The 20,370-nt window shown below is 62.6% G+C and carries 21 protein-coding genes; 17 read left to right on the forward strand and 4 right to left on the reverse strand.

The window, feature by feature from the left end; all coding sequences use genetic code 11:
• Positions 1–7: 7 nt before the first annotated feature.
• Entirely contained in the window at positions 8–1,537 is a 1,530-nt protein-coding gene (locus ACN0SC_RS07170; RefSeq protein WP_417248985.1) for a UxaA family hydrolase, read from the reverse strand.
• A gap of 167 nt (positions 1,538–1,704) precedes the next feature.
• Here ACN0SC_RS07170 and ACN0SC_RS07175 point away from each other — a divergent pair, with 167 nt between their 5' ends.
• The 16 genes from ACN0SC_RS07175 to ACN0SC_RS07250 all read left to right on the forward strand — a co-directional run bounded on the left by ACN0SC_RS07175 (position 1,705) and on the right by ACN0SC_RS07250 (position 16,179).
• Entirely contained in the window at positions 1,705–2,424 is a 720-nt protein-coding gene (locus ACN0SC_RS07175) for a GntR family transcriptional regulator (protein ID WP_417248986.1), read from the forward strand.
• Between the two features lie 163 nt (positions 2,425–2,587).
• Positions 2,588–3,289, forward strand: a complete 702-nt coding sequence (locus ACN0SC_RS07180; protein ID WP_417248987.1) for a TetR/AcrR family transcriptional regulator — start codon at positions 2,588–2,590, stop codon at positions 3,287–3,289.
• Position 3,290: 1 nt separating this feature from the next.
• Positions 3,291–4,265 (forward strand): HlyD family secretion protein, encoded by a 975-nt coding sequence (locus tag ACN0SC_RS07185; RefSeq protein ID WP_417248988.1) that lies wholly within the window; start codon positions 3,291–3,293, stop codon positions 4,263–4,265.
• Position 4,266: 1 nt separating this feature from the next.
• Positions 4,267–5,217, forward strand: a complete 951-nt coding sequence (locus ACN0SC_RS07190) for an ABC transporter ATP-binding protein (protein ID WP_417248989.1) — start codon at positions 4,267–4,269, stop codon at positions 5,215–5,217.
• On the forward strand, positions 5,214–6,359 hold the full coding sequence (locus ACN0SC_RS07195) for an ABC transporter permease (RefSeq protein ID WP_417248990.1): 1,146 nt from the start codon (positions 5,214–5,216) through the stop codon (positions 6,357–6,359). The genes ACN0SC_RS07190 and ACN0SC_RS07195 overlap by 4 nt, the downstream gene beginning before the upstream one ends.
• Before the next feature lie 171 nt (positions 6,360–6,530).
• Entirely contained in the window at positions 6,531–7,808 is a 1,278-nt protein-coding gene (locus tag ACN0SC_RS07200) for an imelysin family protein (protein ID WP_417248991.1), read from the forward strand.
• A 6-nt stretch (positions 7,809–7,814) separates the two neighbouring features.
• Positions 7,815–9,065 (forward strand): di-heme oxidoredictase family protein, encoded by a 1,251-nt coding sequence (locus tag ACN0SC_RS07205; protein WP_417249236.1) that lies wholly within the window; start codon positions 7,815–7,817, stop codon positions 9,063–9,065.
• Between the two features lie 5 nt (positions 9,066–9,070).
• Positions 9,071–10,138, forward strand: coding sequence for an imelysin family protein (locus ACN0SC_RS07210; RefSeq protein WP_417248992.1), 1,068 nt, complete (start codon positions 9,071–9,073; stop codon positions 10,136–10,138).
• A 4-nt stretch (positions 10,139–10,142) separates the two neighbouring features.
• Positions 10,143–11,252, forward strand: a complete 1,110-nt coding sequence (locus ACN0SC_RS07215) for a DUF1513 domain-containing protein (RefSeq protein ID WP_417248993.1) — start codon at positions 10,143–10,145, stop codon at positions 11,250–11,252.
• 9 nt (positions 11,253–11,261) lie between these two features.
• Positions 11,262–11,531, forward strand: a complete 270-nt coding sequence (locus tag ACN0SC_RS07220; protein ID WP_417248994.1) for a hypothetical protein — start codon at positions 11,262–11,264, stop codon at positions 11,529–11,531.
• A gap of 259 nt (positions 11,532–11,790) precedes the next feature.
• A complete protein-coding gene (locus ACN0SC_RS07225; protein WP_417248995.1) occupies positions 11,791–12,411 on the forward strand; it encodes an ATP-dependent Clp protease proteolytic subunit in 621 nt (206 codons plus the stop codon).
• 315 nt (positions 12,412–12,726) lie between these two features.
• Positions 12,727–13,992, forward strand: a complete 1,266-nt coding sequence (clpX, locus tag ACN0SC_RS07230) for an ATP-dependent Clp protease ATP-binding subunit ClpX (protein ID WP_417248996.1) — start codon at positions 12,727–12,729, stop codon at positions 13,990–13,992.
• 248 nt (positions 13,993–14,240) lie between these two features.
• On the forward strand, positions 14,241–14,633 hold the full coding sequence (locus tag ACN0SC_RS07235) for a RidA family protein (protein ID WP_417248997.1): 393 nt from the start codon (positions 14,241–14,243) through the stop codon (positions 14,631–14,633).
• 123 nt (positions 14,634–14,756) lie between these two features.
• Positions 14,757–15,140, forward strand: a complete 384-nt coding sequence (locus ACN0SC_RS07240) for an NADH:ubiquinone oxidoreductase subunit NDUFA12 (RefSeq protein WP_417248998.1) — start codon at positions 14,757–14,759, stop codon at positions 15,138–15,140.
• A 29-nt stretch (positions 15,141–15,169) separates the two neighbouring features.
• Positions 15,170–15,622: an outer membrane lipid asymmetry maintenance protein MlaD gene (gene mlaD, locus ACN0SC_RS07245; RefSeq protein ID WP_417248999.1), complete on the forward strand. Its 453-nt coding sequence runs from the start codon at positions 15,170–15,172 to the stop codon at positions 15,620–15,622.
• Positions 15,623–15,627: 5 nt separating this feature from the next.
• On the forward strand, positions 15,628–16,179 hold the full coding sequence (locus ACN0SC_RS07250; RefSeq protein ID WP_417249000.1) for a DUF2155 domain-containing protein: 552 nt from the start codon (positions 15,628–15,630) through the stop codon (positions 16,177–16,179).
• Here ACN0SC_RS07250 and aat read toward each other — a convergent pair.
• The 3 genes from aat to accB all read right to left on the reverse strand — a co-directional run bounded on the left by aat (position 16,143) and on the right by accB (position 18,718).
• Positions 16,143–16,787 carry a leucyl/phenylalanyl-tRNA--protein transferase gene (aat, locus tag ACN0SC_RS07255; RefSeq protein WP_417249001.1) on the reverse strand — a complete coding sequence of 215 codons (645 nt, stop codon included), beginning with the start codon at positions 16,785–16,787 and terminating at the stop codon, positions 16,143–16,145. The genes ACN0SC_RS07250 and aat overlap by 37 nt on opposite strands.
• A gap of 80 nt (positions 16,788–16,867) precedes the next feature.
• A complete protein-coding gene (accC, locus tag ACN0SC_RS07260; RefSeq protein WP_417249002.1) occupies positions 16,868–18,217 on the reverse strand; it encodes an acetyl-CoA carboxylase biotin carboxylase subunit in 1,350 nt (449 codons plus the stop codon).
• A 12-nt stretch (positions 18,218–18,229) separates the two neighbouring features.
• A complete protein-coding gene (accB, locus tag ACN0SC_RS07265; protein ID WP_417249003.1) occupies positions 18,230–18,718 on the reverse strand; it encodes an acetyl-CoA carboxylase biotin carboxyl carrier protein in 489 nt (162 codons plus the stop codon).
• A gap of 303 nt (positions 18,719–19,021) precedes the next feature.
• On the opposite strand from accB, the gene ACN0SC_RS07270 reads away from it, so the two are divergent.
• Positions 19,022–20,368, forward strand: coding sequence for an NAD(P)-dependent oxidoreductase (locus ACN0SC_RS07270; protein ID WP_417249004.1), 1,347 nt, complete (start codon positions 19,022–19,024; stop codon positions 20,366–20,368).
• The last annotated feature ends 2 nt before the right edge of the window (positions 20,369–20,370 follow it).

The following is a 20,370-nucleotide window of genomic DNA, read 5'->3' on the forward strand; positions in this document are numbered from 1 at the left end:
GCGCGGATTACATCACCGCGCCGACATGCCACGGCACGAATTCGTAATCGCCAAGGCCGATCACTTCGGACTTCGTTTTCTCGCCTGACGCCATGCGCAACCACATCTCGTAGATTTCGCGGCCCACCTCCTCGACGCTCTTGCCATCGGAGATGATGGTGCCTGCGTTGAGGTCCATGTCCTCTTCGAGACGGGTGAACATCTCGGTGTTGGTGGCGACTTTCATCGACGGGACGGGTTTCGCGCCGAAGGCCGATCCGCGCCCCGTGGTAAAGCACACAAGGTTGCAGCCCGAGGCGATCTGACCTGTGACCGATGCGGGGTCGTAACCCGGGCTGTCCATGAAGGTGAAGCCCTTCGCGGTGACGGGTTCGGCGTATTTGTAGACGCCGTTGAGCGGTGTCGTGCCACCCTTGGCTGCCGCGCCAAGTGACTTCTCAAGGATGGTGGTCAGCCCGCCCTTCTTGTTGCCCGGCGAGGGGTTGTTGTCCATCGAGCCGCCCGCGCGTTCGGTGTAGTCCTCCCACCATTTGATCAGGTCGAGGAGTTTCTCTCCGATTTCTGGCGTGGCGGCGCGCGCGGTCAGCAGGTGTTCTGCGCCGTAGATTTCGGGCGTTTCGGCCAGCACGCCCGTGCCGCCTTGGGCCACGAGCAGGTCGCAGGCATAGCCCACGGCGGGGTTGGCGGTGATCCCCGACCACGCGTCCGAGCCACCGCATTGCAGCGCGACCATGAGCTCAGAGGCGGGCACTTCCTCGCGGGTGGCCTTGTTGACCTCAGGAAGCATGGCTTCGATCTTCTTGATGCCGAGGGCCACGGTCTTTTGCAGGCCGCCCACGTCCTGAATGTTCATGGATTGGAAAAACGGGCCAGGGGTGAGGCCGTAGGATTCGATCAGCCAGTCGATCTGCATCATCTCGCAGCCAAGACCCGCCATCAGCACGCCGCCCACATTCGGGTTCTTGGCGTAGCCCCAAAGCGTGCGTTGCAGGAACTCGAACCCTGTCCCGTCACCGCCCATGGCGCAGCCCGTGCCGTGGACGAAGGCGGTGACGCCATCGACATTGGGGTAGGGCGCGAGGCGTTCGGGGGTGAAGTGGCTGGCAATCATCCGCGCGGCGGTGGCCGAGCAGTTCACCGAGGTCAGGACGGCGATATAGTTGCGCGTCCCGACGCGGCCTGTGGGGCGTTTGTAGCCCATGAAGGTGTCTTGTGTGGTCGCGGGGGCAACGGGGCGCAGGTTGGTGCCGAACTCGTATTGCGCGTCCACGTTGCGAAATTCGAGGTTGTGGGTGTGGATATGCGCCCCCATTGCGATGTCGCAGGCGGCATAGCCAATGGTCTGGGCGTATTTGATGACCGCCTCGCCCTTGGCGATGTCGCGGGTGGCGATCTTGTGTCCGCGCGGGATGGCTTCCAACGCACCACATTCGCCCGCGGCCAAGGCGCGTTTGGCTGTGACCACGTTGTCAGCTTCGGCAAGGCGCACGGTGTCGGTGTAGTCGGGCAACTGGGTCGGGGCGGTGAGGGTGGTCATGTGGCTTTGATCCTTGCGGGTATACTCTTCTGGCGCGGCGCTCGTTCGAAGCTGTGGCGACACTTTTCGACTTCTGGTATACCAAAGCCCGAGAGGATGACCTAGCGGAGCGGCGAAAAAATGCGGGTTCCCGCAAGAGGTCATTTCGGGCTAAAGAGTGGTTGATTATGAATGGCTTCGACGAAAATCCTCATGCGGATTCCCTTGCCGCGCAGCTCGCCCGTCATCTGCGGCGGGACATTCTTCGTGGCAAGTTGAAGCCCGGAGACACGATCAAGGAACGCGACAATGCCGCCGAACTCGGCGTGAGTCGCACTCCGATGCGTGAGGCCATCCGAATTCTCGCGCAGGAGGGGCTGGTAATTCTGCGCCCCGCGCGCTCGCCCGTTGTGGCCAATCCAAGCTACCGTGACGTGGCCGATCAGGTTCGGGTGCTTTTGTCGCTCGAAAAGCTCTCCGCCGAACTGGCCTGCACTGCCGCGAGCGATGCGGAACTCGACGAACTGGCCGCGATCCGCGACTTCATGGCCGAGCATTTCGACACGATGGACCCGCTGGATATGTTCGAGCGGGATATGGAGTTTCACGCCACCATCGCGCGGATCACCCACAACAAGGCCCTCATCGAGTTGCATACGTGGATCATGCAGCGGCTGTGGCGCACGCGCTATCTCAGCGCGATCCAGCGGCGCAACCGTGATCGGGTTATCAGCCAGCACAGCGCCGTTCTTGACGCCCTGCGCACCCGTGATCCGCAAGCCGCAGTGGCCGCAATCGAGGCGCATCTCGGGAGTCTCGGTGACGATATCGGTCTGGCCTTTGAGGATGAGCGCGAGGGTGGGGCGGATGCGTCCACTGACGATGGCACGGATGATCTGACCGCGTGACTCGTGGGGCGCGGGGGACGCCGCCAAACCTCTGATTTCTGTCTGTCTCATTGGTGCAGCGAGATGCCGTGCGGTGGCGGTTTGATCCATGTCACTTACTAACTGACCAGTCATTTAGTAAGGTGGAGGGGAAATGATTCCCGTTCCCATCATGCGAGGCGACATGACCGAACCGAACGCCCCAGATCAGCCCCCGCCGCAAACAGAGGCCGCGCCGAAGTTCCGCAGGCGCAAGGAGGCACGTCCCGACGAGCTGCTCGACGCGGCGCTGGCTCTGTTCACGGAGAAGGGTTTCGACCGCACCCGCGTGGAGGACATTGCGCGGCGGGCGGGGGTCTCCAAGGGCGCGGTCTATCTCTACTTCCCGTCGAAAGATGCGATGATCGAGGCGCTGGTGGATCGCGCTGTGGGCGGTGTGGCGCAGAGCGTTGCGGCGCGGCTCAATGATTTTAACGGCGATCCGCGCGTGCTTTTGCGCAGCCTTTTGCCCATGGTGGCGGCAAAGCTTGCCGATCCCAAGGTGATCGCCGTGCCGCGTCTGGTGGTGCAGGAGGCGGGCGGGCATCCGCGACTGGCCGCGATTTACCGTGCGCGGGTGATCGACCATGTGCTGCCCGCCGCGCGGGGCATGTTCGCGCGGGCGGTGGAGGCGGGGCATATCCGCGCGATTGATCCCGATCTCGCGCTGCGCCTTGTCATGGGGCCTTTGGCGCTGCACGCGATCATGGATCAGGTGTTTGATATTCATGCCAGCGGCGGGACAGATTTCGCCGCGGTTTTCGATGGTCTTCTCGACATTCTCGACGCGGGGCTTGATCCCGCCTTGCCGCCTGTCGGCGGCGCAACTCCGCGAAAGGAGAGCTGATATGTTGGCGCTTACCTTGCCCGAATGGCTGATTCCGATCATCGCTGCGGTCTATCCAGGCATCAATCCGCCGCCCGCCTATGTCTATGACGGCTATGTGGAGGCGGATTTCGTCTATGCCGCTGCTTCGGCCACGGGGCGGATCGAGGCGCTGGAGGTGGTCGAGGGGCAGGATGTGCAGGCCGATGCGCTCCTCTTCACCCTCGACGATGGCAAGCAGCGTGCGGCCCTGCGTGCGGCGGAGGCGGAACTGGCACGGGCGCAGGCGGAGTTGGAAAACCTCTCCACGGGCGCGCGGGAGGCGGAGGCCGATGTGACCCGCGCGGCACTGGAACAGGCGCGGGTGGCCGAAGGGATTGCGCAGACGCGGCTGACCCGTTCGGAGGCGCTTTTGGAGCGTGGCTCGATGGCGCAGGCGCAGGTGGATGACCAGCGCGCCGCCCTTGATGAGGCCAAGGCGCAGGTCGCGCGGCTGGAGGCGGAACTGGCGGTGCAGGAGTTGCCCGCCCGCGATGCGCAGCGCGTGGCCGCCGAGGCCGCTGTGAGTGCCGCCCGTGCGCAGGTCGATCTGGCGCGGGAGACACTGGCCGATCGCAAGGTCTTCGCCCCTGTCGCGGGCCGTGTGGAGCGGGTGTTTTATGATGCTGGCGAGGTTGCGGGTGCGGGTTCACCCGTGGTCTCCCTGCTGCAACCCGATGCGATGACCGCGCTTTTCTTCGTGCCTGAGGGGGAACGCGCGGATCTGGCCGTGGGGGCGCAGGTGGCGCTCTCTTGCGACGGATGCCTTGAGGGAATCACGGCTCATATCACGCGGTTGGCTTCCGATCCGCAATATGCCCCGCCGATCCTCTACACCCGCGAGGCGCGCGACCGTCTGGTGTTCCGTGTCGAGGCGCGGGTCGAGGAGGCGGCGAGCGCGGGGCTCTTGCCCGGGCAGCCTGTGACGGTGGACGCGCGTACTGCGGTCGGTGAGTGACATGGGCGCGCAGGACGATATCGCCATCTCGGTGCGCGGGCTGACCAAGGAATTTGACGGGCGCCGCGTGGTGGACGGATTCGACATGGAGGTCAAACGCGGCGCGATCTACGGGTTTCTCGGTCCCAACGGTTCGGGCAAGACCACAACGATCCGCATGATGTGCGGGCTGCTCACGGCGGACGGGGGTGAGGGGCAATGCCTTGGCTTCGACATCCGCCGCCAGTCGCGCGAGATCAAGAAACGGGTGGGCTATATGACCCAGAGGTTCTCGCTCTACGAAGACCTCACCATCCGTGAGAATCTCGATTTCACCGCGCGGATGTTCGGGATGCCCAAGCGGCGCGAGCGCGTGCGCGAGGCGATTGCAGATCTTGGTCTGTCGGGGCGCGAGGGGCAGTTGGCGGGCACGCTGTCGGGCGGGTGGAAGCAACGTCTGGCGCTGGCGTCCTGCATGATCCACGCGCCGCAACTGCTGCTGCTCGACGAGCCGACGGCGGGGGTTGATCCCAAGGCGCGGCGTGATTTCTGGGACGAGATACGGCGGTTGTCGGCGCGCGGGGTGACGGTGCTGGTGTCCACGCATTACATGGACGAGGCGGTGCAATGCGACCACATCGCCTATATCGCCTATGGCAAAAAGCTGATCGACGGGGTGGCCTCCGAAATCCCGCAGACCCTTGGCCTGTCCACCTACGTGGTCACAGGCGGGGAGTTGACGCCCTTGGAAGAGCGGCTCAAGGCGGACGGGCGCGCGGGGCAGGTGATCCGTTTCGGCGACAAGCTGCATGTCTCGGGCACGGACCGTGCCGCGCTGGTGGCGCTGGCGCAGGAGGAGGGGCGGCGCAAGACCCATGTCTGGACGGAACGGGACGCAGGGCTGGAGGAGGCCTTCATCTATCTCATGGCAGGGGCGTCGGATAACTTCGGCGCGCAGGAGGGGGCATCATGAGCCGCCTGTCCGATCTTTTCTCATGGGCGCGGTTCCGCGCGGTGCTGGTCAAGGAATTCATCCAGATGAAGCGCGACCGCGTGACTTTCGCGATGATGATCGGCGTGCCCGTGATGCAGCTTTTGCTGTTTGGCTATGCCATCGATACCGACCCGCACAACCTGCCCACGCTGGTGGAGATGCGCGACGAAAGCCCCGTGGCGCGCGCGCTTCTGGCGGGGATGGAGACTTCCGATTACTTTGATTTCGTTGGCATTTCGCAATCGGCGGATGAGAGCCTTCTGGCGCTTAAGGACGGCACGGCAACGGTGGTGGTGACGATCCCCGCAGGCTTTGCCCGCGACGCGATGCGGGGCAGGGTGCCGCAATTGCTCCTCACCGTGGACGCCTCCGATCCTGTCGCCGCCGCAGGGGCCATCGGCGCGATTGACGGCGTGGTCGAGACGGCCATGGCGCAGAGCCTGACGGGGCCTTTGTCCTTTGCCGCGCCTGTGCCGCCGCCGTTTGAAGTGGTGATCCATCGTGCCTTCAACCCCGAGGGGGAGACATCGGTGAACATTGTGCCAGGCCTTCTGGCGGTGATCCTGTCGATGACCATGGTGATGATCACCGCCGTTGCCATCGTGCGCGAGACGGAGCGGGGGACGATGGAGAGCCTGATCGCCACACCTGCGCGCGCCTCCGAGGTGATGCTGGGCAAGATCCTGCCTTACGTCTTCATGGGCTATGTACAGACGGCGGTGTTCCTGATCGCGGCGCGGGCGCTTTTCGACGTGCCTTTCGCGGGGGATTTCAGTGCCTTCTTCATCGGGTTCAACCTCTATATCCTCGTCAATCTCGCGCTCGGTTTTCTGGTCTCGACACTGGCGCGCAGCCAGATGCAGGCGATGCAGATTTCCTTCTTCACCATCCTGCCCGTGATCCTCCTGTCGGGCTTCATGTTCCCCTTCGCCGCCATGCCCGCATGGGCGCAGACGCTCGGCACGGCGATCCCTGCGACGCATTTCCTGCGGCTCGTGCGCAAGGTGATGGTCAAGGGCGCGGGGGTGGCGGAAGTGTTGCCTGACATCGGGGCGATCTGCGTGATCTTGGTGGTGATTACGGCGGTGGCGCTCAAACGCTATCGGCAGACGCTTGATTGATCGGCCTTAAATCCGAGTGAAAAAATCGGGATTGACATGCCTGATTGAAAAAGTCAGTTATTGCGCCATCGCTCCGACGCAGGGTCCAAGAGGCTGCGCCGATCAAATACATGGTCCCGACGCGCGGTCACTGAACGCACCAGCGCGCGGGCAGACACGAGGACAGAACCAATGTCGCAACGCACACGCCTTGCCGCGCTTTCTACCGCAACCGCTCTTTCCGCGACGCTCGCCGCGGGGGCCGCTTTTGCTGGTCCCGCCGAAGTTGTCGAGACCTACGCCGATATCGGTCACGCTGCCTATGAAGACAGCCTGATCACCGCGCGCGCCCTGCACGATGCGGTTGAAGCCTTCCTCGCCGATCCATCGCCCGTCACCCATGCCGCCGCGAAAGAGGCGTGGCTGCGCGCCCGCGTGCCCTACCAGCAAACCGAAGCCTTCCGTTTCGGCAATCCGATTGTGGATGACTGGGAAGGCAAGGTGAACGCATGGCCGCTCGACGAGGGGTTGATCGACTATGTGGACGCCTCCTATGGCGGTCCGACCGACGAGAACGAACTGGCTGCGCTGAACGTGATCGCCACCCCCGAATTGCCGCTTTCGGGTGGCACGGTGGACGCCACCGACATCACGCCCGAACTTCTGGGTGAGGTGCTGCACGAGGCGGACGGCGTCGAAGCGAATGTCGCCACGGGCTACCACGCCATCGAATTCCTGCTTTGGGGCCAAGACCTTAATGGCACCGACCACGGTGCGGGCACACGCTCCTACACCGACTATCTGGCGGGTGACGATTGCACCAATGACAACTGCGACCGTCGCGCCGACTACCTGCGTGCAGCTAGCGAGCTTCTGGTGAGCGATCTTGAAGAAATGGTTGCCAACTGGGCCGAAGGTGGTGCGGCACGCGAGGCTGTGACCGTCGATCCCGACGCGGGCATCACCGCGATGCTGACCGGCCTCGGTTCGCTGTCCTACGGTGAGCTTGCAGGCGAGCGCATGAAGCTCGGCGTGATGCTCAACGATCCAGAGGAAGAGCATGATTGCTTCTCCGACAACACCCACAACTCGCATTTCTACGACGGTCTGGGGATGCGCAATGTCTACACGGGCAGCTACACCCGCGTGTCGGGCGAAGTGGTGTCGGGCGAGAGCTTGAACGACCTCCTCGAAGCTTCCGATCCCGCGCTTGCTGCAACGCTGTCGAATGCCTTTGATACCTCTGTTGCCAAACTCGCGCAGATCAAGGCGGCTGCCGAAGGTGGTTTCTCCTACGACCAGATGCTTGCGCGCGGCAATGAGGGGGGCGAGGCCCTGATCATGGGCGCGGTGGATGCGCTGGTGGCGCAGACCCGCGAGATCGAACGTGCGGTTACCGTGCTTGATCTGGCCGCTCTTGAGGTTGAAGGCTCCGACAGCCTCGACAATCCCGACGCGGTTTTCGAGTAACCCGTGATGTCGCAAGTGGTGCGACGGTTGAGACCTGCGCCCGCAGGGGGGGAAACCCTCCTGCGGGCCAGTCGTTTTGCGGCTCTTGCTGCGGCGCTCGTGGTGTCGCTGCCTGATCCTTCGACCGCTGATCCCGATCCGCTCGACGCGGTTCTGGGCGAGGCGCTGTTTGAAAAGCTCTGGGTGGCCTCGCCATCCTCGACCAAGGCCTCTGACGGGCTGGGACCGCTCTACAACGCGCGGGCCTGTGCGGGGTGCCATGCGGAGAACGGGCGGGGCGTGCGGCCTGCGGCGGGTGTCTCGGATGCGCTGATCGCTTCCTTTCCCGACCCTGACCCCATCTATGGCGCACAGGTCCAGACCCGCGCGGTGCAGGGGCAGGCGGCGGAGGCTGCGCTGTCCGTGCAATACGCGGATCGGGTAGTTGGTGGTGTGACGCTGCGCGACCCGTCATATGAGTTGCGCGATGCCGCCTATGGTCCCGTGAGCGCGGAGTTTTCCGTGCGTCTTGCCCCGCCGCTTGCCGCGATGCAGGCGATGGAGGCGGTGCCAGAGGCAGCCATTCTGGCGTGGGCCGATCCCGATGATGCCGACGGGGACGGGATTTCGGGACGGGTGCAGAGGGCTGCGGACGGGCGCGTGGGGCGCTTCGGTTATCGCGCCGCTCACCCCGATCTGCGCGATCAAAGCGCCACGGCCTTTCATCGCGATCTCGGCCTGTCCTCGCCCGTGCATCAGGCGGGCGCGGGGGATTGCACCGAGACGCAGGCCGCTTGTCGCGCCTTGCCACATGGTGACGGGGATGCGCGGGTCTTTGAAGTGGACGAGACGGTGCTTGATCTCGTTGTGGCCTATCTTGAAAGCCTCGCGCCTGAAGCGGGGAATGCGCAGTCGGATGTGTTGCCCGTTTTTTCCGATGCAGGTTGTGCAGCCTGTCACAAGCCGCGGGAGGCGGGTGCTGGCGGGACGCTCAATCCTTTCACCGACATGCTGCTGCACGACATGGGCGAGGGCTTGGCCGAACCTGTGGGCGAAGGCGTGGCATCGGGTCGCGAGTGGCGCACGGCACCGCTTCTGGGCTTGCACAAGACAGTGGCGCGGGGGGATAAGGCGGCCTATCTGCATGACGGCCGCGCGCGCACGTTGCGCGAGGCGATTGCATGGCACGGCGGTGAGGCATCTGCGGCGCGTGATGCGTTCTTCGCGCTGGATGGTGCGGATCAGGATGCGCTTATCGACTATCTGGAAGGGCTTTAATTGCAATGTCTTATCTTTCGAACTTCATGTTTTGCGTGACCCTTGGTCTGGCCCCCGTCATGGGGTTGCCCTCGGCGGCTTTGGCGCAGGAAACGGGGACGCAAGACACGCAGGAAGCGGCGCAGTCGGCGGCGGTGGCGCGTGTGGTTGCCGACTACCTGCCGCCCGCGCTCGACGGGTTTGTGACGGCAAGTGAGGCGCTGGAGCGCGCGGTGGCGCAGGAGTGCGCGGGCCCCGCGACCCAAGCCGCCTTCCATGATGCCTTTGACGCATGGCTCGCGGTTCAGCCGCTCACGCTGGCAGGGTTTGATCACGGAACAACAGGTACGGCGATTTCCTTCTGGCCCGACAAGAAGGGCGCGATCCCGCGCACCTTGGCGGGGCTCATTGCCGATGAAGATCCCGTCATTGCGGATGCGGCGGCCTTTGCCGAAGTCTCCATCGCTGCACGTGGTTTGTTTGCCATGGAGATGCTGCTTTTCGATCCGCAGTTCGCGCCGCTGGAGGCGGGCAGCTATGCCTGTGACCTGCTCGATGCACAGGCGCGCGACCTGATGCGGATGGCGCAGGAGATGCGTGCGATCTGGTTCGATGCGGGCGGCTATGCGGATGCGTTGACGGAAGCGGGTGGTCCGAATGCGACGCTCTTCTTCTCCCCGCGCGAGGCGGCGCAGGCGCTCTATACCGTTCTGACCGCCACGCTCACCCACGACCGCGACCAGCGTCTGGGGCGTCCCATGGGCACCTTTGAGCGCCCCCGTCCGATCCGTGCCGAGGCGCGGCGGTCGGAGCGGGCGGCGGCGAACCTGACGGGCTCGCTTGCGGCGATGGAGCGTCTGACGGCGGCCTTGTCGGATGGAGCGGCGGTTGAGACGAAAGCGGCGCTGGACCGTGCCATCGCGCAGATCGAGGCGTTGGACGATGCTGATTTCTCCGATGCGGATGATCTTGGCCAGCGGTTTGAAATGGAAGTCGCGCAGCAATCAATCTCCACGGCGATGCACAATGCGGCCAACGAGATCGGCACGCGGCTCGGTGTGTCGGCGGGATTCAATGCAGGAGACGGAGACTGATCCGATGGCGGTAAAAGCATCGAGACGGGGATTTCTTGCCGGAGCCTTGGCCGCAAGTCTCGTGCCACGGCTGACATGGGCGGATGCGGGTGGACCTGCAATGCTTGGCGCGGCGCGGGATGCGGGCGGCAATTACGGGCTGTTCGGTCTGTCCGAACAAGGTGACGTGACCTTCCGAATTGACCTGCCCGCGCGTGGCCATGCCGCCGCCGCCCATCCTCTGCGCCCCGAAGCGGTGGCCTTTGCCCGCCGCCCAGGCACCTTTGCCATGGTGCTCGATTGTGTGTCGGGCGCGGTCCTTAGTCGCCTCGAAGCGCCCGAGGGGCACCACTTCATGGGGCATGGGGTGTTCGTGGCGGATGGCGATGTCCTCCTGACAACAGAAAACAATTTCGCCGAGCGCAAGGGTGTGATCGGCCTTTGGGACCGCCGTAGGGACTATGCGCGGATCGGATCGCACGATGTCGGCGGCATCGGCCCCCATGACGTGCAGCAACTCTCCGATGGGCGGCTGGTCGTGGCGGTCGGGGGCATCTTCACCCATCCCGATGCGGGCGAAGGGCGTGAGAAGCTCAACCTCGACACGATGCAACCGTCCCTGACCTATCTGGACGCGGATTTTGCAATCTCAGAGGTGGTCGCGCTTGATCAAAGCCTGCATCACAATTCGATCCGCCACCTCGCGGTCGCAGATGACGATACGGTCGGATTCGCGATGCAATGGGAAGGCGACGAGAGCGCCGCGCCGCCGCTGCTTGGCCTGCATGGGGCAGGCGGGATGAGGCTGGCCGAAGTGCCTCTTCAGGAAGAGGGGCGGATGCACAACTACGCAGGCTCCATTGCCTTTTCGGGCGACGGTCAGGCCATCGCCATCACTTCGCCCAAAGGTGGACGGGTGCAGGCCTTTGATCGCACGGGGCGGTTCCTGCGATCCTTCCAACGCTCCGACATCTGTGGCCTTGCGCCGATGGGACGCGGGTGGATCGGCTCTGACGGATTCGGCACGCTGGTCGCGCTTGATCCTGAGGGCGCGGGAGCGGGCATGTCGCTTGTCGGTCGCGCGGATGGGCTGGCGTGGGACAATCACCTTGTACCCCTGCCGCGCCTCGTGTGATATGCGCCCATGAACAAGTTTTTCGACGTCCGCACCCCGTTTATGAAGCCGCTCTGGCGACGTATCCTTTTCACCACTTTCACCGTTGGGTGGGGGTTCTTCGAACTGGCGAACGGGGCGACGATGTTCGGCCTGATTTTCCTCGCGGCGGGGGGATTCCTGATCCGCGAGCTGTTTATCAAGTTCGATGAGGATGAGTGGGACGCGGAATTTGCCGCGCGCGATGCAGCCGAGGGCAGGGTGCCTGCGGCGAAAAACGACGGCGACAGCGAGAGCTGACACGTGCAAGCTACGAAGGTTCTTCGCGGCTTCGGCCATGTTCCCGTGGACGGTCCGCGCGCCGCAAGCGCGCTTTACACTTTTCTGTGCACAAGCGGCGCATTCGGGGTTGTGGCTGGTGGCAAGACGCTATTCATTCAGTTTTAGTAGAATTGTCGCGGAAGCGCCGCCCTCCCTTGCAGCCGCTTTCGTCCGAAACTAAGATTCGAGTAACATTTACGCGCTAATCATCGCAAAGACAGCAAGAGGCAGGCCACAGATGAGAGACCCGATTGATACCTACATGAACACACTTGTGCCCATGGTCGTCGAGCAGACGAGCCGTGGCGAGCGTGCTTTCGACATTTTCTCGCGCCTGCTCAAGGAGCGCATCATCTTCCTCAACGGGCCCGTGCATGACGGCATGTCGAGCCTGATCTGTGCGCAGCTTCTCTTTCTTGAGGCCGAGAATCCTAAGAAAGAGATCGCGATGTACATCAACAGCCCCGGTGGCGTTGTGACCTCTGGTCTTTCGATCTATGACACCATGCAATACATCCGCCCCAAAGTATCGACCCTCGTGATGGGTCAGGCCGCCTCGATGGGCTCGCTGCTGCTGACCGCGGGTGAGAAGGGGATGCGTTTCGCGCTGCCCAATTCGCGCATCATGGTCCACCAGCCCTCTGGCGGCTATCAGGGTCAGGCGACCGACATCATGATCCACGCTCAGGAGACGCAGAAGCTCAAGGACCGTCTCAACGGCATTTATGTCAAGCACACGGGCCGCAAGATGAAAGAGATCGTCGATGCTCTGGAGCGTGACAACTTCATGTCCGCAGATGAGGCAAAAGACTTCGGCCTGATCGACGACATTCTCGAGCATCGTGCTCCCGAGGAGTAGTAAAACAAGGGCGCGTGTGTAGGTCGCGTGAGGATTTGCGGGCACGGGTGGCGGCATTCATCTTCGGAGGTTTTTGCCATTGTGCCCGAAAATTCGCTGACCTACACTCGGTCCCGAAACCACGGCGCGGCGGTCTGATTTCAGGCGGCCGCATCGGGGACCAGACGACGAATTGGCCTCCCGCACGGGGGCTTGCCTTTCGGTTCGATGCGCCGCCTGCGCCCGCGCCAAAGGCCCACGACATCCCGGACGGGCACCAGACGGTTCCGCTCAGGGAAACACCAGACGAAGGCCGCGCGCCGTTAGGGGAAAGACATGTCGAACACGACCGGTGGAGACAGCAAGAACACGCTCTATTGCTCCTTTTGCGGCAAGAGCCAGCACGAGGTGCGCAAACTGATCGCGGGGCCGACCGTCTTCATCTGTGACGAATGTGTCGAGCTTTGCATGGACATCATTCGCGAGGAGACGAAATCCTCTGGCCTGAAGTCCTCCGAGGGCGTGCCCACGCCGAAAGAGATTTGCAGCGTGCTGGATGATTACGTGATCGGTCAGGCGACCGCGAAACGTGTCCTCTCGGTCGCGGTGCATAACCACTACAAACGTCTCAACCACGCCTCATCCGGCGCGGGAGATATCGAGCTGGCGAAGTCCAACATCCTGCTGATCGGCCCGACGGGCTGCGGTAAGACGCTTTTGGCTCAGACACTTGCCCGCATTCTCGATGTGCCATTTACCATGGCTGATGCGACCACGCTTACGGAAGCGGGCTACGTGGGTGAGGATGTCGAGAATATCATCCTGAAACTGCTTCAGGCGTCCGAATACAACGTCGAACGTGCGCAGCGCGGCATCGTCTATATCGACGAGGTCGACAAGATTACGCGCAAATCCGACAACCCTTCGATCACCCGCGATGTGTCGGGCGAGGGGGTGCAGCAGGCGTTGCTCAAGATCATGGAAGGCACCGTCGCCTCCGTGCCGCCACAAGGCGGGCGCAAGCATCCGCAGCAGGAATTCCTGCAAGTGGACACGACCAACATCCTCTTCATCTGTGGCGGCGCATTTGCGGGCCTTGATAAGATCATCGCGCAGCGCGGCAAAGGTTCGGCCATCGGCTTCGGTGCGGACGTGAAGGACGAAGAATCGCGCGGCGTCGGAGACCTGTTCAAAGAGCTGGAACCCGAAGATCTTCTGAAATTCGGTCTGATTCCCGAATTCGTCGGCCGTTTGCCCGTGCTGGCGACGCTAGAGGATCTCGATGAAGACGCGCTGGTGACGATTCTTTCCGAGCCGAAAAACGCTCTGGTCAAACAATACCAGCGCCTGTTCGAACTCGAATCCGCAACCCTGACCTTCACCGAAGAGGCCCTGACCGCCATCGCCAAACGCGCCATTGAGCGCAAGACGGGCGCGCGCGGGCTGCGTTCCATCCTTGAGGACATCCTACTCGACACGATGTTCGAACTTCCAGGAATGGAGAATGTGACCGAGGTTGTGGTCAACGAGGAAGCCGTTAATTCGGATGCCAAGCCGCTGATCATTTTCTCGGAAGAGGAAAAGGAAGCCTCCGCAGGGTAATCCCTCCGGTTGGCTCACCGGACCGCCCAGATTTCGGACGGTGCGCCACTGGATCGCGAAAGTTTTACGCCGCCCGCGCAGGATTTGGTTCCGCGCGGGCGGTTTTGCGTTTTGCGGGTCGGAAGAAAGGCGTCATCCCGTTTCCGCGCAATGGCCTTGCGTGCCCAAGCCTTGTCAACGCGTCCGTACGGCGACAGAGTTGCGCCATCGGAGTGCAAGGCGCTCGCGACAAATCGAAAGGACACCCCATGACCGACCAACGCCGCCGTATTTCGTCGGGTTCCCCGTTTGAGGCGCAGATTGGGTATGCCCGCGCCGTGGTTGATGGGGATTGGATTTTCGTATCTGGCACAACGGGCTACTACTACGTGACCATGGAAATGCCGCAGGATGTCGTCGCGCAATGCCGCAACACGCTCGACACGATTGCGGGGGCGCTGGACGAGGCGGGGGCGTCGCTTTCGGACGTTGTTCGGGTGCGTTACATCTTGCCCGACGCATCCGATTTCGAGGCGTGTTGGCCCGTGCTGCACGAGGCTTTCGGCGCAGCGCGTCCTGCCGCGACCATGATTCAGGCGGGCCTGCTCGATCCCGCAATGAAAATCGAGATTGAGGTGACAGCCCGCCGCGCCGCCGCATAAGGGCAGGGCGTGAGGTGCTGATCACTGGCAACTTGCCGCGGACCCTCGTTTTTCAGGGTCAAACGTCTGGACCTCGCCGCCCGATTGGTTCATAGAATGTCCAAACGTTTTGGAGGATGATCCATGGGTATCCTGAATACCGTTCTGCGCGCAGTTGTTTGGTGGAAGGGCCAGACCATTGGCACGCAACTTTTCACATGGCGCCACGGCATCAAGGTCGGTGAAGACAGCCAGGGCAACCTCTTTTACCGCAATGAGGCCGATACTCGTCGCTGGGTGATCTACAATGGTGAGGTCGAAGCTTCGCGCATTGATCCCAATTGGCACGGTTGGCTGCATCGCACCTTCGACAACCATCCGGGTCATGAACCGCTCGTGCATAAAGAGTGGGAAAAACCGCACGTCGAGAACCTGACGGGCACCGCTGCGGCCTACGCGCCAGCAGGGTCGATCCGCCAGCCCCATCCCGTGGAACGTCGCGACTATGAGGCGTGGCAGCCCGAATAAGGGCGCGGGGCCGAAAGGAACCGTATCGAATGGCCGAGAATCCGACAGAGGTAGCCGTAGGCGCGGGCGTTTTGGCGCTCGCTTTGGGCTTTCTAGTATTCGCTGGACAGGCAACGGGATTTGGCCAGCGTGCCGAGAATGCCTATGAATTGACCGCGTCCTTCCGCACGGCGGAGGGCATTGGCGTGGGCACGGATGTGCGCCTCGCAGGGGTCAAGATTGGCACCGTGACTGCGATGGACCTCAACCCCGAAACCTTCCGTGCGGAAGCAGCGCTGTCACTCGACGGGAGCTACGTTTTGCCTGACGACACGGCGGCGCTGATCTCGTCCGAGGGTCTCTTGGGCGGCAACTACGTCGAACTTGTGCCGGGTGGCTCGATGTTCAATTTCGAGGACGGTCAGGTGATTGCAGATACGCAAGGGGCGGTGAGCCTCGTGCAATTGCTGATGCGTTTCGTGTCGGGAACGGGGGACGAGTGATGCGGATGCGCGTGATTTTGGCGGCTGCGCTTGTGTTGGCCGCGCCATCCTTCGCCCAGACGGTCGAGAGTGATGACGAGTTCGATACGGGCCTCGGCGCGATTGTGGTCCAGCCGCTCGACGACACCATTGGGTTCGACAACAGCACCATTGGTGAGGGCGTGGGCACGGGGCTGTCGCTCGAAGATCTGCAATCCATTCCTGACGATGGCGGCTTCCAGCGCGATCTGCGCGATGTCACCACCGAGACGCAGGAAAAGGTCGCCTCCGCCGCGAGCGCCACGATCCGTGTGCTCGACAAGCTCACGGGCCGTTCCGCGGACCTGACCTTGACGCGCGGCACGCCGCAAAGCTGGGGCTATCTGACGGCCGAGTTGCGCGACTGCCGCTATCCTGAGGGCAACCCTGCGGGCGACGCCTATACCTATCTCACGATCCGCGTGGAGAACATGGACGAGCCCGCGTTCGAGGGATGGATGATCGCTTCCTCGCCCGCGCTGAACGCCATGGACCACGCGCGTTACGATGTGTGGCCGCTGGCCTGTAACACGTCCTGAGGCGAGGGTAGCTCCTCGGTTCTCCCAAACTCCGCCTGTTTTTGAAGAGCTTGTGCGAGCCGCGCATGATAGGCCGTGCGCGGGATTTCCTCGCCGCCCAGTGAGGCAAGATGCGGGGTGATGAACTGCGTGTCGAAAAGCGTGAAGCCCTTGGCGCGCAGGTGCGTCGTGAGATAGGCCAGCGCGACTTTCGAGGCGTTGGTGGCATAGGAGAACATGCTCTCGCCGAAAAAGGCGCTCCCCAATGCGATGCCGTAGCTCCCTCCGACCAGTCGCTCTCCCTCCCAGACCTCGATGGAATGGGCGAATCCCTCGTCGTGTAGCGTGCCGTATAGCTCATGGATAGTGCGGTTGATCCACGTGGTTTCGCGGTCGGCACAGCCGCGCATGACGGCGCGGAAGTCACGATTGAGGGTGATGGTGAAGGTCTCGCGCCGGATCACGCGGGCCAGCGAGCGGGAGATGTGAAAACCGTCGAGCGGCAGCACTCCGCGATCATGCGGGTCGAGCCAGAAAATCTCCTCGGACTCCGCGCTGTCAGCCATCGGGAAAACCCCGTTGGCATAGGCGGTCAGTAATAGATCTGGTGTCAGGTCGACGTGGTTCATGGGCAATAGGATGGGGGGAGTTCGGGCAAAAGAAAAGACCCGCCGTGGGGCGGGTCTTATGTTGGCTTTGCGTGGCGGGATCAGCTCGGCAGGTTGGCGTCGAGCCATTTCTCCAGCCAGTGGATATTGTAATCCCCTGTGAATATGTCCTTCTCGGCCAGCAGCGCGTGGAAGAGCGGCACGGTGGTATCCACCCCGTCCACGATCAACTCGCCAAGCGCGCGGTGCAGGCGGGCCAGAGCTTCCTCGCGGTCGCGGCCATGCACGATCAGTTTCCCGATCAGGCTGTCGTAGTAGGGCGGGATCGTATAGCCCGTGTAGAGCGCGCTATCCATGCGCACGCCAAGGCCACCAGGTGCGTGATACTGGGTGATCGTACCAGGGCAGGGGGCGAAATTCGGCAGTTTCTCCGCGTTGATCCGCACCTCAATGGCGTGACCGTCGAGGATCAGATCGTCTTGGGTAAAGGAGAGCTTTTCGCCCGCCGCGACACGGATTTGCTCGCGCACGAGGTCTTGGCGGAAGATCGCCTCGGTCACAGGGTGTTCCACTTGAAGGCGCGTGTTCATCTCGATGAAGAAGAACTCGCCGTCCTCGTAGAGAAACTCGATCGTGCCTGCGCCCTTGTAGCCCATCTCCGCGATCGCATTGGCGCAGATGCCGCCGATACGCGCACGTTCCTCAGGGGTGATGCAGGGGCCGGGGGCCTCCTCGAACACCTTCTGGTGGCGGCGCTGGAGCGAGCAGTCGCGCTCGGCAAGGTGGACACCGCCGCCCTGTCCGTCGCCAAAGACCTGAACTTCGATGTGACGCGGCTTCTGGAGATATTTCTCCATATAGACCTCGTCATTGCCAAAGGCTGCTTTCGCCTCGGAACGCGCGGTGCGGAAGGCGTTCTCGATCACGCTTTCGTTCTCGGCAACCTTCATCCCGCGCCCGCCGCCGCCGGCGGTGGCTTTGATGATGACGGGGTAGCCCATTTCGGCGGCCATCTTCTTGGCTGCATCAACATCGGGCACGCCGCCTGCGGAGCCAGGCACCACGGGAATGCCGAGCTTTTCGGCGGTTTCCTTGGCGGTGATTTTGTCACCCATCTGGCGAATGTGTTCAGCGGAAGGACCGATAAAGGTAAGGCCGTGATCTTCGACGATCTGCACAAAGGCGGCGTTTTCCGACAGGAAGCCGTATCCCGGATGGATCGCTTGCGCGCCCGTAATCTCGCAGGCCGCGATGATCGCGGGGAAGGAGAGGTAGGATTGCGCGGAGGGATTGGGGCCAATGCACACGGCCTCGTCGGCCATACGCACATGCATCGCGTCGGCGTCGGCCTCGGAATGGACCGCCACAGAAGCGATGCCCATTTCACGGCAGGCGCGGATCACGCGAAGGGCGATCTCGCCACGGTTGGCAATCAGGATTTTGTCGAACATCGGGGGCGCCCCTTATTCGATGATCATCAGAGGCGCGCCGAATTCGACGGGAGCACCGTCGTCGACAAGGATACGCTTGATGGTGCCGGATTTGGGCGAGGGGATGTGGTTCATCGTTTTCATCGCCTCAATGATCATGAGGGTCTGACCCTCGGAAACCTTGTCGCCCACTTTCACGAAAGGATCTGCGCCAGGCTCGGCGGCGAGGTAGGCGGTGCCGACCATGGGTGATGGAACGGCATTGGGATCGGATGCAGGATCGGCGGGAGCCGCTTCGGCCGCAGGGGCGGGTGATGCTGCTGCGGGCACGGGGGCTGCGGCGGCCACTGGGGCGGGTGCGGCGACGGTCTGCACAACGTCCTTGGCTTTCGAGACGCGCACATTCAGGCGGTCGTTCTCACCGTATTCGCGTTTCACTTCCAGCTCGGTCAGGTCGTTGGCGTCCAGAAGTTCGGCCAGCGCCTGAATGAATGCCACATCTGCGTTGTTCGTTTTCGTCATCGGTTCCAACTTTATTTGTGCCGCCCGTCTGTGGTGCGGGTGTTGAACGTTTCTAGCGCTTATACGTTACGTCGCGGTGCGTGAAAACCCGCGATTGAGGTGCGAAAGGCGCTGCGTCGTGCCCGAAATGCCCAATGCTTGGGCGATCGCGACGCAATATTTGGCCTCAGAGGGGCAAAAAGAGAGAAAATTTCGCCGATCCACATTTTTACCACTTGATAAAAAATCGCCATTCCTGCCAATCTGAAGCCAATAATCAAACGCATGGAAACAAATGCGCTAAACCAAGGGAGTGCGAACGTCATGACGACGACTGTCTTCACCAAGGGAATCGCTGCGGGGCGTTTGGCCGCCGATGCGCTGACCGAAAACTTCGGGGATTTGCATCCGCCGCTAGAAGCGCATGAGGCGCTTGTTGCTGCGGATCGCTGTTATTTCTGCCACGATGCACCATGTATGACGGCCTGTCCGACGTCGATCGACGTGCCGTTGTTCATTCGCCAGATTGCAACGGGCACGCCGGAAGCGGCGGCCAAGACCATTCTGGAGGCCAATATTCTGGGCGGCATGTGCGCCCGTGTGTGTCCCACTGAGACGCTATGCGAAGAGGTCTGTGTGCGCGAGGTGGCCGAAGGTAAACCTGTCGAGATCGGGCGGCTTCAACGCTACGCCACTGATACGGTCATGGCGGCAGATGTGCATCCGTTCGAGCGCGCCGCGCCTACGGGCAAGACAGTCGCGGTTGTCGGTGCGGGGCCTGCGGGTCTGTCGGCGGCGCACCGCCTCGCGATGAAGGGGCATGATGTCACCATCTTTGACGCACGTCCTAAAGCGGGCGGCCTCAACGAATACGGCATCGCTTCTTATAAAGCGCCCGACCGTTTCGCGCAGGCGGAAGTGGACTGGCTGTTGAAAATCGGCGGGATCACCGTCGAGCACGGCAAGAAGCTCGGCGCGGAGATTGCGCTGGATACGCTCAAGGCGGAGTTCGACGCGGTATTTCTGGCCATCGGTCTGGCGGGGGTGAACGCGCTGCGTTTGCCGAACACGGACCTTGAGGGCATTCGGAACGCCGTGGATTTTATCGCGGATTTGCGTCAGGCGGACGATTTGTCTTCCCTTCCGGTCGGGCGCAATGTGGTGGTGATCGGCGGCGGCATGACCGCGGTCGACGCCGCCGTTCAAAGCAAGCTTCTGGGCGCGCAGAACGTGACGATGGCCTATCGCCGCGGTGCGGATCGCATGAGCGCTTCGGTTTATGAACAGGAGTTGGCCGCCACCAAGGGTGTGCATATCCTGACCCATGCAAGTCCTTCGGGCTTTGTCGCGGGTGACAATGGCGCGGTTTCGGCCGTGACTTTCGATCTGACCATCGAGACTGAGAACGGTCTGGAAAGCTCGGGCGAGACGGTGACGGTGGAGGCCGATCAGGTGCTTCTCGCTATCGGTCAGACGCTTGATGGTGCGCCCGATGGCGTTGCTCTGGAGCGTGGCAAGATCGCCGTGGACACATTCGGGCGCACGTCGATGGACGGTGTTTGGGCTGGGGGCGATTGCGCCTCTGGCGGCGAGGATCTCACCGTGACGGCCGTTGCCGAAGGGCGCGATGCGGCCGAAGATATTCATGCAGTATTGATGGGGGAGGGCTGAAC

This window comes from Celeribacter sp. (assembly GCF_048261515.1).
In the GTDB taxonomy this organism is placed as follows: Bacteria; Pseudomonadota; Alphaproteobacteria; order Rhodobacterales; family Rhodobacteraceae; genus Celeribacter.